This is a genomic window from Paenibacillus sp. CMAA1364, from assembly GCF_054373195.1.
On record NZ_JBITNB010000008.1, the window covers coordinates 124,791 to 137,897 of the forward strand.

10 protein-coding genes are annotated in these 13,107 nt (G+C 42.0%); 8 read left to right on the forward strand and 2 right to left on the reverse strand.

Annotation, left to right across the window (positions count from 1 at the left end; translation table 11 throughout):
* The first annotated feature begins 3 nt into the window (after positions 1-3).
* Genes ACH8E3_RS08020 through ACH8E3_RS08030 form a run of 3 tightly spaced genes read left to right on the forward strand, consistent with a single transcriptional unit; the run spans position 4 to position 4,412 of the window.
* Entirely contained in the window at positions 4-894 is an 891-nt protein-coding gene (locus tag ACH8E3_RS08020; RefSeq protein WP_458632101.1) for a helix-turn-helix domain-containing protein, read from the forward strand.
* 54 nt (positions 895-948) lie between these two features.
* Positions 949-2,802, forward strand: a complete 1,854-nt coding sequence (locus tag ACH8E3_RS08025; protein WP_458632102.1) for a hypothetical protein — start codon at positions 949-951, stop codon at positions 2,800-2,802.
* Positions 2,803-2,837: 35 nt separating this feature from the next.
* Complete coding sequence (locus ACH8E3_RS08030) at positions 2,838-4,412, forward strand: FAD-dependent oxidoreductase (RefSeq protein WP_458632103.1); 1,575 nt, start codon at positions 2,838-2,840, stop codon at positions 4,410-4,412.
* A 34-nt stretch (positions 4,413-4,446) separates the two neighbouring features.
* Here the strand turns inward: ACH8E3_RS08030 and ACH8E3_RS08035 are convergent, their stop codons facing one another.
* The gene (locus tag ACH8E3_RS08035) at positions 4,447-4,743 is read right to left on the reverse strand and encodes a hypothetical protein (protein ID WP_458632104.1); all 297 of its coding nucleotides are present in this window, start codon (positions 4,741-4,743) and stop codon (positions 4,447-4,449) included.
* A 209-nt stretch (positions 4,744-4,952) separates the two neighbouring features.
* On the opposite strand from ACH8E3_RS08035, the gene ACH8E3_RS08040 reads away from it, so the two are divergent.
* From ACH8E3_RS08040 to ACH8E3_RS08050, 3 genes are read left to right on the forward strand one after another with little or no spacing between them, the layout of a single operon-like run.
* Complete coding sequence (locus ACH8E3_RS08040) at positions 4,953-5,390, forward strand: MarR family winged helix-turn-helix transcriptional regulator (RefSeq protein WP_458632105.1); 438 nt, start codon at positions 4,953-4,955, stop codon at positions 5,388-5,390.
* A gap of 41 nt (positions 5,391-5,431) precedes the next feature.
* The gene (locus tag ACH8E3_RS08045; RefSeq protein WP_458632112.1) at positions 5,432-6,091 is read left to right on the forward strand and encodes an ABC transporter ATP-binding protein; all 660 of its coding nucleotides are present in this window, start codon (positions 5,432-5,434) and stop codon (positions 6,089-6,091) included.
* A gap of 2 nt (positions 6,092-6,093) precedes the next feature.
* Positions 6,094-8,607, forward strand: a complete 2,514-nt coding sequence (locus ACH8E3_RS08050) for an ABC transporter permease (RefSeq protein WP_458632106.1) — start codon at positions 6,094-6,096, stop codon at positions 8,605-8,607.
* On the opposite strand, the gene ACH8E3_RS08055 is transcribed toward ACH8E3_RS08050, so the two are convergent.
* Positions 8,604-9,479 carry a helix-turn-helix domain-containing protein gene (locus ACH8E3_RS08055; RefSeq protein ID WP_458632107.1) on the reverse strand — a complete coding sequence of 292 codons (876 nt, stop codon included), beginning with the start codon at positions 9,477-9,479 and terminating at the stop codon, positions 8,604-8,606. The two genes, ACH8E3_RS08050 and ACH8E3_RS08055, sit on opposite strands and share 4 nt — an antisense overlap.
* A 188-nt stretch (positions 9,480-9,667) precedes the next feature.
* Here ACH8E3_RS08055 and ACH8E3_RS08060 point away from each other — a divergent pair, with 188 nt between their 5' ends.
* Both ACH8E3_RS08060 and ACH8E3_RS08065 read left to right on the forward strand, forming a co-directional pair.
* Positions 9,668-11,737 carry a beta-galactosidase gene (locus ACH8E3_RS08060; protein WP_458632108.1) on the forward strand — a complete coding sequence of 690 codons (2,070 nt, stop codon included), beginning with the start codon at positions 9,668-9,670 and terminating at the stop codon, positions 11,735-11,737.
* A gap of 170 nt (positions 11,738-11,907) precedes the next feature.
* Complete coding sequence (locus ACH8E3_RS08065) at positions 11,908-12,990, forward strand: hypothetical protein (protein ID WP_458632109.1); 1,083 nt, start codon at positions 11,908-11,910, stop codon at positions 12,988-12,990.
* Positions 12,991-13,107 lie beyond the last annotated feature (117 nt).

The window sequence follows — 13,107 nt, forward strand, 5'->3', positions numbered from 1 at the left end:
ATCATGTCGTTGTCCAGAACAGCAACGGCTTATTCTGCGGGAAAAGGAGCAGCCGGATTCGATAAACGGTTTTTAGATCGGACAATCAGGTTGAGGCAAGTGCTGTTACATCAAGTACATGACCGTTGCTGCTATGCGTCCCAAGGAGAGTCTTTAGCCGATCAGCACCTGTTAATCTACATGCTCTCCGGAAACGCAGATGTAGTGGTAGAAGGGGAACGTATACATCTTGCACATCGGCAATTGATATGGATCAAGCCGAATTGTAGCTATCAAATCACAGCAACAGAGAAGTTGAATAAATCAATACGTTTTGTAACTATTGAGTTGAGTCCTCTGGGCAATCAAGGGTTAGAGGCTGTATTTCGCGAAGACTATGTGCATCAGGTGATTTCTGATCATGTAGGTATCGATGAGCTCTATTTTGAACTAATAAGTGAGTTGCAAATTCAGGACCGCTATATGCAAACGATGCTAGATAGCATACTTAATCGAATCATCATTCAAGTGGTTCGTATATTGGATGAAGTCGGAAGCCCAACAATAGAGATTGAAAGAACATTTAATAAGAAAGAACTCTTGTATCAAACGGTACAGTATATAGATCAACATGTAGAGAAGATTGATGAACTTGGCCAAGTAGCAGAGGTATTAGGGTACAGCTATTCGTATTTATCGCAAGTATTCCGTGCGGAGATGCATGTTTCATTGCAGGCCTATTGGGTTCAGCGGCGGATGATGAGGGCGATGAGTAGGTTGCAGTCAGGCCGAAGTAGTATTACACAAATTTCGGAGGATTTACGTTATCAATCGATTCATTCCTTCAGCAAAGCATTTAAAAAAGTGACGGGTTTTACGCCAACAGAGTACCAAAGCTTGTACGGGAAAAGATAGAGTCATGAATCATATCGCTATACTACAAAAAAGTTCAAGGAGGATTAACTTACTATGAGAATGGCTTTATTTGTTAGTGACAATCTAGATCTTCAGTTGCAGCCGATTGAAGAGTCAGATCGCTATGCATGGATAGAATTGAACACAGTCCCATTGGAGAAGTATGATGCAGTGTTACTCATTGGATCAACATCAATGGATAAGAGTTCCACACTTTCGGCCGAGGCATGTAGCAAGCTATGGAGATTTGCCGAGCAGGGGGGAAGGATCTATGCGGAATTGGTTGAGGCATTCGATTTTTCAAGTTCCCGTTTATTCGGTTGGAAGCAGGATTTCAAGGCAACGAGAAGAACAGTGGAGAAGCTAAGAAATGATAAGCATATTGTGGGGATGGCTGAGGGAGAATTGCTTGAATGGTCGGGAGCAATGCTCCGCGGGTTTCATTTCGAATCAGAAGTTAAGCTCTCCTTCGGTGTTTACCATGACACACACCTAAGTCTGGAGAAGGGAAAGACTGCGCACCCGGGGCTTATTGTTAGAAAGCTTGGAAAAGGTACAGTTGTATACTCGGCCTTTTCTTTATTTTCATGCGAACAGCCAGAAACGCTCCGCCCTTACAGCCGGTGGGCATCTTTTATTAAGAACTTAGCTGATGAATCGGGTATCCCATTTCAGATATGGGCACCGATTATGGGTACGGTAGGCGAGGCAACCTCAGAACAAGCGGTGGAGGCCAATCGAAGTTGGTTCAAGAATTCTGGCATGCTCCCCATGGCTGATGGCTCGCAAGGTGTATATGAGAATATTCACTCTATCACATCGCAACTTTCTCCAGATCGTCGTCCGGATTGTCATGCGCATACGGCACTGATGCTTCATTTATATGGTAGATGGGCTAATGACAAGCAATCGCTGGACGCCTCGGACCGTATGCTTCATTACTTATTTGATCAAGGCTATCAGGATATGGACCCAACATCCCCTTCCTATGGTTTTTTCAAGTGGTATGATTTCCCGGGAAAGTATCCACATCAGCTGTTCACAGACGATAATGCCTGGGTATGCTTCGTGCTGTTGTATGTGTATCGTAAGACGGGTAAGGAGATCTATCGGGAACGAGGTATGCTGATTGCAGAAGGACTACTGTCAACACAATGTCAGGATGGACTAAGACCGAATATGCTTACTCGTGAACAACTTTCCGAGATTGGTAAAGAGGGCGCTACACAGCTTGAACCTAGCTTGAACCCGCATTTTGAGAGCATCACACATGCGGCCTTTATCCAAGCCTATCTTGTAACGGGAGAAGAGGTTTATTTGCAAACAGCGCTCCTCGGTTCACGGGTGTTAATAGCGAAGTGGGATGAGCTGGAATTCATGTATAGTCGTACTTCAGGTGTGACAAGGCTACTGCTTCCACTCGGATTCTTGAGTAAGTATGATCAGACAGGTGAGATTGAAGCAGGGCTCCAACGAACAATGGACTATTTATCAGAACATCAGCATCACCTAGGTGGAATTGAAGAAGCAGATAATCCCGATCCGGAGCGATTTGGACAGGAAGATGCGGGTGTCTACATTGCCAATGGAGAAGGGATTGCGGATCAGCTATATACAAACAACTTTCTTGTGATGAACAGCTGGGAATCGTGGAAGTCTACAGGTAACCCACAATATAAGAATTTTCATGAAGATGTATCCTCTTTTATGAGGAGTATTCAAATCAGAAGTGAGGATGATCGTTATAATGGCGGTTGGATGCGTGCCTTTGATTTGAACAAAAGTGAATATTTCGGAAATAACGGTGATACCGGTTGGGGCCCTTATTGCATGGAGAGTGGCTGGACCAACGCGATCACTTCAGCTGGATTACTACTTGCGATGCTTGATGAGAGTCTTTTTGACTGATGTGTGTGTGATGAAGATTGAAGGGAGAACTTAACATGGAAATGCATAAGCAAGCGGATATTATTATTATTGGGGGAAGCACTGGTGGTTGTGCGGCAGCCTTAGCTGCATCTAAAGCGGGTAAAACTGTCATAATGACAGAGGTATCCGATTGGATTGGGGGTCAGTTAACCAGCCAAGCTGTGCCGCCTGATGAGCATCCGTGGATAGAACAGTTCGGTAGTACAGCAACCTATCGACAGTTCCGTACACGAGTAAGGGATTATTATAAAAGAAACTTCCGACTTCAGCCATCCGCACTCGCCGCTATTCACTTCAATCCAGGGAATGCTTCAGTTAGTACGATTGCACATGAACCTATGGTTGCACTTGCTGTTTTACGCGAAATGCTCGCACCTTATATTCATCGGGGAACGCTACTGATTATGGAGAATCACAAGCCTTTTCGAGCAGAGACACAAGGAGATGCCATTCAGGCGGTTCATGTCAGAAGCCAGTTAACAGGGGATGTGACGGTGCTAACCGCTCCGTACTTTGTGGATGCGACGGATGAAGGGGATCTGCTTCCGATGACCGGTACGGAATATGTAACAGGAGCTGAATCGATAGCGGACACGGGGGAGCCACATGCACTTGTCGGCCAAGCTGATCCGATGGAGATGCAGGCCTTTACCTGGTGTTATGCGATTGACCATATCGAAGGACGAGATTTCACCATCACTAAGCCAGAACAATATGACTTTTGGAAGCAGTATAAGGCGGATTTCTGGCCAGATCAACAGTTAAGTTGGACAGGACTTGTACCTCATACGCTTGAGCCGAACCATTATAGCTTCTTCCCGGATGACAAATCATTCTCACTATGGAAATACCGTCGTGTCATCGATCGTAGCCAGTTCGAAGAAGGTTCATTTGAGAGCGATATTACGTTAGTCAACTGGCCGCAGAACGATTATTGGCTGGGTTCAATCATTGATGTGGAGGAGGCGGAGCGCAAGAAGCATCTTGAAAGCGCCCGTCAACTAAGTTTATCTTTACTATACTGGATGCAGACAGAGGCTCCTCGTCCAGATGGGAAAGCGGGGTATCCTGGCATCAGGCTACGTGGGGATGTGGCAGGCACATTGGACGGATTGGCGAAGATGCCTTACATTCGTGAGTCCAGACGTATTCGAGCGGAGACGACCATCGTAGAACAGGATGTGAGTCCGGATTGCAGAAAGGATGGCAAGGCGAAGAACTATCACGATTCAGTTGGTATTGGCGCCTATCGTATCGACTTGCACCCGAGCACAGCACTACGAACGTACATTGACGTTCCTTGTCTGCCCTTTGAGATTCCGCTAGGTAGCTTAATTCCAGTACGGGTTAACAATTTGATTGCTGCATGTAAGAATATCGGCACAACACACATTACCAATGGATGTTACAGGCTACATCCAGTCGAATGGAATATTGGTGAAGCGGCTGGATATTTGGCGGCATATTGTATTGAGCATCAAATGCAGCCGCGAGCTGTTCGTTCAGATCAGGACGCATTGGTTAGCTATCAAGGTTGGCTTCGAGATGCTGGGATCGAGATGAAATGGCCTACACTAGCCGCTTTGTAAATAATTGAACTTCATTATGAATGTAGCATAATATCTATTGTTGCTCTTTGGAGAGTTCTTGATGAAGTAAAGTGTTCTTACTAACTAACTGTTTGGATAAATCAGCTTGTAATGAATCGATTTGTTTGATATCTTCTTTCAACTTACTTATTCGACTCATTTTACTGCTTAGGTCGTGGGCTGAAGTGCTTAATTTCATGTCTCTTTCTAATTGTTTAATTTTGGTATGTGCTTTCTTAGCCTTCTTCTTTTCATTATTAATTGTGGTATGAATTTCAGCTACTTCTTTATTTAATCTATCTACAAGTGATCGAGTAAAACTAATAGGCATACGGGTTCCTCCTTATTGTTGGAATCTTGTTTATATCATTCTACTATAAATCGACCATATTTTCTTGTTATTCTATAAGATCCCCTTACTTCGGTAAGGGGATCTTTGGTCTTATTTAACCTAATCATTTGTAATAAACAATCACATTATATATAATACATAACATATACTATTAATAGTGTGTACTACTTTTAAAACGGAGGAGAATAATGGACAAACAACAGTTAACAAACCATTTAACAATGTCACTGGCAAAGATCTATGAGCTGGAGGCATTCAGTCATCTTGCAGATTTCCTGCAAGGAGAACTTCATATTCTTCATTATTTATCACAGAATAAACATTCGGAAAATAATCCATCTATTCTTAGCGATAATCTACATGTATCCAGATCCAGGATTACAGCCGCACTTTCGACATTGAGAAAAAAGGGTTATGTCTCGATGGAGATGTCTGAGAATGATAGAAGACGTATGACGGTTGTCTTAACTTCGGACGGAGATATATTCATTAAAGGAAAACAAGATCAAGTGGTTGGTTACTTCAATAAGCTTGTGGATGGTTTAGGTGAAACCAACGCCTTAGAAATGATTCGATTAATTGAACTTTCTGTAAAGATTATGGATAACAAGGAGGATAAGTTGTGAAAGATTTCATTTGTATTGAAGATGTGTGTAAGGCATATAAGATGGGTGAACATACCATTGTGGCAACAGATAAGATTAGTTTTACTGTGGGTGAAGGTGAGTTCTGTGTCATTGTTGGTCCAAGTGGATCTGGCAAAACAACACTGTTGAATATGCTCGGTGGTATGGATTCATGCGATAGTGGAACGATTTCTTTGGATGGTCATGCAATCAGTGGTCTAAACGAAAAACAACTAACAGATTATCGTAGATATGATGTTGGATTTGTATTTCAATTCTATAATTTAGTACAGAATTTGACTGCGATTGAGAATGTTGAATTGGCATCTGAAATCTGTAAAGATCCACTTGATCCCAAAGAAGTGCTCGAACAAGTTGGATTATCTGAACGGTTGTTGAACTTTCCAGCTCAACTCTCGGGTGGTGAGCAGCAGCGTGTCTCTATAGCAAGAGCTTTAGCTAAGAATCCCAAATTATTACTGTGTGATGAGCCGACAGGTGCACTTGACTATTTGACGGGTAAACATATTCTCAAGTTACTTCAAGATAGTTGTCGTCAGACAGGCAAGACCGTTATTGTTATCACGCATAACTTAGCGATTACCCAAATGGCAGATCGGGTCATTCATATGAAGAACGGCAAAGTAACACATATCGAGCACAACACGGATCCTATTCCCGTAGAAAGGATTGAGTGGTAATTGTGAAAAGTACCTATGTGAAAACGATTATCCGTGAAATTAAACAAAGTCTAGGCAGATTTATTTCCATCTTTGCCATAGTTGCTCTTGGTGTGGGTTTTCTCGCAGGACTTCTTGCATCGACACCCAATATGAAATCATCGGTTGATAAATATTATGATGATTATCGTATGGCTGATATTCATATTAAAGGAACGATGGGCTTGACGGCGGCTGATTTGGACGCAGTGTCGGCTATAGAAGACATTGAGAATATTATGCCCGTATACGTGAGCGATTCTTTGATGACAACAAATGATAATGAAGTCCTAACGACAAGAATCTTTGGACTGCCGTTAGATAAATTTAATCAGAACGATGCTGGGGCGATCAATCGTTTAGAACTGCTTGATGGGAGAATGCCTCAAGCGGATAATGAAGTGGTGGTCGAACGAAGCGGGGGCTATTTGTCAGAGATTCAGCTTGGAACAACCCTCACGATTACAGAAGAAGATGGTAAGGTTAATCCCGTAGATGACATATTAAATAAGCAACAATATCAAGTCGTTGGGATTGTTGGCAATCCCTTCTACTTCTCCATGGAGCGAGAAACAAGCCGTATTGGAAACGGTGGTATTGGTGCCATCATGTATATGAATGAGAGTAATTATACACTTGAAAATTATACGGATTTCTATATTACACTTAAGGGAGCTGCCGAACTAACTTCATTCACAGAAGCGTATGATACTTTTGTTGAAGAATCGGTAATCCAAATGGAAGAAGTGGGTAAATCACGATCTGAGATTTTTAATAGTGAGCTTAGCAGTAAGTTGGGTGAGGAACAAATGGCTAGTATTCCGCCGCCTAAATGGTTTGTATTGGATCGTAATGCCAATGTGAGCTATGTCAGCTTCTCAGTTAATGCTGATAAGGTAGCTGCTATAGCTAAGGTATTCCCAATCTTCTTCTTGTTGGTTGCTGCCTTAGTAGCACTAACAACGATGACACGGATGGTGGAAGAAGAGCGGACTCAGATAGGTACATTAAAAGCACTTGGTTATTCCCGCAGTGTTATTATGTCTAAATATATCATTTACTGCGGTCTGGCTAGTGTGATAGGCAGTATTGTGGGCTTACTGGGTGGCTTTCAGCTTCTTCCGCAGGTCTTATACAATGCCTACGGGCAATCGTACCATTTACCTGAATTCGTTACTCAATTCAATTGGATGTTTGCTAGTGTGTCATCTGTATTAGCCATATTCTGTACAATGGTTGCTACGATCTCAGCATGTCACCATGCATTGAAAGAAAAACCAGCCACACTGATGCTTCCTCGTGCACCTAAAGCGGGTAAACGTATCTTCTTGGAGCGAATTCATTTTCTATGGTCGAGAATGAAATTTACGCATAAGGCAACGGCACGTAATCTTATTCGTTATAAGAAACATTTTTTCATGACGGTTATTGGGATAGGTGGTTGTACGGCTCTTATTGTAACTGGCTTTGGACTAAATGATTCCGTCAAAAGTATTGCAAATACGCAGTATGATGAAATTATGAAGTATGATCTATTGATCGGATTAGATGGAAGCACATCTATGGATGGGGTGTTAAACGACTTTTTAAATGATAAAAAGTTAGTTAATCATCATACCGAGGTATTTAGTGAAACAGGTGAGGCAAAGAGAAAGGGGCAAAATACATCCACAACGATTTATGTCCCAACGACTTCTAAGGAACTTAAAGAAGTCATAGATTTGCGTGAGCGAAAAGGTAGTCATGAGATTCATTTCGATGATTCTGCCGTTGTAGTCACTGAAATGCTTGCGAACACATTGCGTATTGGAGTGGGTGATACCTTTTCACTTGCTAATGCGGATGACGAATCGGCAGAATTTAAGCTTACAGGCATCGCTGAGAATTACGTAGGTAGTTATGTATATATCAATAAATCAGATTATAGTCGTGCATATCAAAAGGAACCAGACTTTAATACATTGTTGGTAACGACTTCGACAATGGATGCTTCGCAACAGGAATCAACGATCACGAATATTTTGAATGATGATGCTGTCTCAAATGCCGTATTCACGGCACAGACGAAGAAGTCTTTTGACAGTCTCGTATCTAGTATTAATTCTGTTGTTATTGTACTCATTATGGCTGCAGGTGCACTTGCGATTATTGTGCTGTACAATCTTACGAACATTAATATTGAAGAACGTAGAAAAGAACTTGCGACATTAAGAGTGCTCGGATTCCATCATAAAGAAGTGGGATGGTATATATTCCGAGAAACGACGATATTAAGCATCATCGGGACGATAGTTGGACTAGGATTAGGCGTGTTATTACATGACTTCGTCATTACAACAGCAGGAAATACAGAAATGATGTTTGGACAGCGTATATCGGGATTAAGCTTTATTCTATCTGCGGTAGTGACGTTAATGTTCACTTTCATCGTAGATGTCATCATGTATTTCAAGTTAAAGAAGATAGAAATGGTCGACTCCATGAAAGCCGTTGACTAATTCGATTCTTTGGATGATTCGTGAAGTTGTTTCATCATGACACCTGGAGTGATTCCATATGTTGTACGGAATACTCTGATGAAATAATTCATCTCCATTCCAAGTTGTATGGCAATATCCTGAATGGGCGTATGGGCATTCTCCATCATAATCTGTATCGATCGCTCGAGACGTAAATTCTGTAGATATTTATGTGGTGTGACCCCATATTCCTGTAGGAAGAGACGTTGGAAATGCTGGACGGAATAACCGACAGCACTGGCTAAATTAGAGATAAGTAGTGGTTCAGTGAAATGCTGATTGATCAGACTGATTGCTTTTTGTAGAGCTTCGTTACGTGCGACTTCATATTCAAGGCGACTTGTAGTGACAGATGGTACATCTGAACGTTGCAACATTAAGAGCAATCGGTACATCATTATAGACAGTTTCTGCATCGTATGTTCATCTTGTCTGTTACCAATCTGATGGCTGATCTTATACCAAATATGTCCGATTTCATCCCAACATTCCTCGAAATGTTCGGGTATATAGGGTGAAGAAGGGATTAATCCGATCTCCTCTAGCGTTCCGTGTGCCAAGTGTTCATAGAAACCGATAAAGGCAACATGCCAAGGATCATGTGAGCTCGGATAATATTCATGTCCCTTGTTAGCTGGAATGTAAAAGGCCATGCCTGGGAGGAGTATCGTTTCTGTGTTGCTCTCTAAGTCACGAAATAATCCACTTCCACTACGAATGAGAAAAATTTGGTCCACAGGATATCCGTTTGGACGCACATAATGATATTGGATATGACGACCGATAGAATAGGGATATATCGGATACTTTTTAAGGTTTCGTGGCATTTCGGCTAATGAGAAAGGGAGCATATTTTCACCTCATGTTCATTTTGTGCTACTACATTGCGAATTTAATCCTATCAGATAGATTGAATAATTACATATAATGAATAGTATAAATGATGATTGTTGAATTAGACAGAGGATGCTGAAGGCTACTTATCAGATAATAGTCTGATTCATCATTGAGCATTAATGGAGAGGATGAATTTGCCGATATGATTACTAAATTCCCACCAATTAGTTCAAAGGCTCCAGTCATGTTGCACGGTGCTGATTATAGTCCGGAGCAATGGTTGAAATATCCTGAAGTTCTTCGTGAAGATATAAGATTGATGAAGCTTGCGGGGTGCAATGTCATGTCCGTAGGAATGTTCTCATGGGTATCCTTTGAGCCAGAAGAAGGTGTATTCACTTTTGATTGGATGGACCGTTTACTAGATTCTTTTGCAGAGAATGGTATTTATGCCTTCCTGGCAACACCTAGTGCGAGTCGACCAGCTTGGATGTCGCAGAAATATCCTGAGGTACTTCGCGTAGAAAGTAACCGTGTACGTAATCTACATGGATTCCGACATAATCATTGTTATACATCCCCTGTCTATCGGGACAAGACAGCTATAATCAATGCCAAACTGGCTGAGCGTTATAGTGATCACCCAGCTGTGATTGGATGGCATATATCGAATGAATTCGGTGGCGAATGCCATTGTGACTACTGTCAGAATGCTTTTAGAGAATGGGTCAAGGAGAAATATGATCATGATCTAGATAAGGTGAATCATGCATGGTGGGCGACGTTCTGGAGTCATACCTATACATCTTGGGAGCAGATTGAATCACCAGCTCCGCATGGGGAGACGATGGTGCATGGTCTGAACTTAGACTGGCGTCGTTTCGTTAGCGATCAGTCCATTGATTTCTGTCAACATGAGATGGATTCCGTCCGCAGTTACAATCCGGAACTACCTATCACGACCAATATGCATATGATTGATAGTATAGATTACCGTAAATTAGCCAAAACGTTGGATTTCATATCATGGGATGCGTATCCAGAATGGCATGCTTCGGAAGAAGCTGAGGATGCCCAGTTAGCTGCTAGAACAGCCATGTCTCATGACCTGTTCCGTTCGCTATTAGGTAAGCCGTTCGTACTGATGGAGAGCACACCATCCCTTACGAATTGGCAGTCGATCAGCAAGTTGAAGCGACCTGGCATGCATAAGCTTTCATCTATTCAGGCTGTAGCTCACGGTTCTGATTCTGTACAGTACTTCCAGTGGCGCAAAAGTCGCGGTTCAAGTGAGAAGTTCCACGGCGCAGTTGTCGACCATAATGGTCAAGAAGGAACTCGAGTGTTTAATGACGTTGCTGAACTTGGTCAGACACTAGCAGGATTAACGGAGGTTGTAGGAACATCCACACCTGCACAGACAGCCATTATCTATGATTGGGATAATCGTTGGGCGATCAAGGATGCGCAAGGTATTCGTAATTCGGGATTACACTATGAAGAGACTGTGCAACAGCATCATCGTGCTTTATGGGAATTAGGTATCCCAGTGGATATCATTGGAACGGAAGATGATTTATCTAATTACAAATTGATCATCGCACCGATGTTATATTTGATTAGTGAAGAGAATGGTAAAAGAATTGAAAGTTATGTAGAGCAAGGTGGAACCTTCCTAACAACCTATTGGTCTGGTATTGTTGGCGAGACCGATCTATGTCACCTCGGTGGTTTCCCGGGTCCACTTCGCAAAACGTTAGGTATCTGGGCAGAGGAAACAGAAGGTCTTCATAGTCGTGATGTGAACGGACTTGTGTTAGAAGTAGGAAATATACTGAATCTCAGTGGAGATTATGATGCACATGAAATTGCGGAACTGATTCACCTTGAAGGTGCAGAAGCGCTTGGTGTATATCGCAACGATTTCTATGCTGGTCGTCCAGCGTTGACGGTGAATAAGTTGGGAGCAGGACAAGCATATCATCTTGCAACTCGAGTGAAGGATCTAGCGTTCTATGAGGAATTGTATGCATCCATCACAAGTAAGATTGGGATTTCCCGATCGCTAGATAGCGAACTGCCTGCAGGTGTGACAGCACAGATTCGCACGGATGGCGAGAACGATTATATCTTTGTTCAGAACTTTAGTGGAAGTGTTCAAGATGTTCAACTAGATGGCCGAGATTATACGGATATGGAAACAGATCAAGGCGTATCTGGTGTACTGAATCTTCCGGTGAACGGTTTATCCATATTAAAGCGTAAGAGATAAGTGATCATGTGCACCCTTAAAGGAATCGATGAACAGCTATGTAGCTAATCATAGATTTTTGGAAGGGTGCATTTTTGCAATATACCTCGTGATTAATTTCACATGATTTAATATCCAGATATGACATACTTGCTATGAACGGAATAATATTGAATTACTGGGGGCTTATCATGAAAAAGACATTAGTTAGTGTATTGATTTCGGTAATGATTGTTTCTATGTTTGCAGGTTGTTCGTCTAATAGTACTACATCTAAAGGATCGAACACAGGAATTTCAAAGATGGGACTTGGACATATCACCACCATCGGGAAATCAAGTGATTTAGGTAAAGATAAGGATGGTAAAGTTGTAGGACCCACGGGTCAAGTGGATACAGTCATCATAGCTGCGGCATTTGATAAAGATGGGAAAGTTGTTAAGGTAACGATTGATAATGCACAAGTTAAAGTCAATTTCACGGAAGATTTGCAAGTCGAAACTGATTTGGCATCTGAGAATAAAACAAAGGTTGAACTTGGTGATGAGTATGGCATGATTAAAGCTTCTTCTATTCAGAAAGAATGGTATCAACAAGCCGAGGCGTTGGGACAATGGATGATTGGTAAATCAATGGATGAAATTAAAGGCATGAAGACAAAGAAGGTAGATGACGCTCATCCTTCCGTTCCTGATATTGCGGAACTATCTTCTTCGGTAACGATTACGGTTCAAGATTATATCGCTGCCGTTGAGAAGGCATACAACACGGCTGTAGAAGTGGGAAAAGGCGCTGAGAAGCTAGGTCTTGGACACAATATTTCCATTTCTAAATCCAAAGGATTGGGAACAAAAGATGGTAAAGAAGTTCTACCTATGGCGCAAGTAGATACGGTTATGATGGCGACTACATTTGATAAAGATGGTAAAGTCGTAGGAACTGTTATCGATAATGCTCAGACTAAGGTTAACTTTGATAACACAGGAAAAGTAACATCTGACTTGAAGGAACAACCTAAATCAAAGGTTGAACTTGGAGATGAATACGGCATGATTAAGGCATCTTCCATTCAAAAAGAGTGGTACCAACAAGCCGACGCATTAGCGAAATGGATGGCAGGCAAATCAGTAGAAGAGATTAAAGGCATGAAGACAAAGAAGGTTGATGATGCTCATCCTTCCGTGCCAGATGATGCAGAGTTAACTTCTTCCGTTACCATTTCGGTGCAAGATTATATTGCAGCATTGGTAGAGTCCTCTGAGAATGCTAAATAGATCTATCTAAATAATTCTATATTTAAAAGAACGACTCTCCCAGTTGCAAGGGAGAGTTTTGTTGTGCGCCCAGCATGGGCGCTATCTATAGGGTGTGAGTCCCGAATGGCGAAGGCA

Coding starts and splice junctions, on each gene's coding strand:
- ACH8E3_RS08020 (WP_458632101.1), top strand. CDS start 4: ATGTCGTTGTCCAGAACAGCAACGGCTTATTCTGCGGGAAAAGGAGCA.
- ACH8E3_RS08025 (WP_458632102.1), top strand. CDS start 949: ATGAGAATGGCTTTATTTGTTAGTGACAATCTAGATCTTCAGTTGCAG.
- ACH8E3_RS08030 (WP_458632103.1), top strand. CDS start 2,838: ATGGAAATGCATAAGCAAGCGGATATTATTATTATTGGGGGAAGCACT.
- ACH8E3_RS08035 (WP_458632104.1), bottom strand. CDS start 4,743: ATGCCTATTAGTTTTACTCGATCACTTGTAGATAGATTAAATAAAGAA.
- ACH8E3_RS08040 (WP_458632105.1), top strand. CDS start 4,953: ATGGACAAACAACAGTTAACAAACCATTTAACAATGTCACTGGCAAAG.
- ACH8E3_RS08045 (WP_458632112.1), top strand. CDS start 5,432: ATGGGTGAACATACCATTGTGGCAACAGATAAGATTAGTTTTACTGTG.
- ACH8E3_RS08055 (WP_458632107.1), bottom strand. CDS start 9,479: ATGCTCCCTTTCTCATTAGCCGAAATGCCACGAAACCTTAAAAAGTAT.
- ACH8E3_RS08060 (WP_458632108.1), top strand. CDS start 9,668: ATGATTACTAAATTCCCACCAATTAGTTCAAAGGCTCCAGTCATGTTG.
- ACH8E3_RS08065 (WP_458632109.1), top strand. CDS start 11,908: ATGAAAAAGACATTAGTTAGTGTATTGATTTCGGTAATGATTGTTTCT.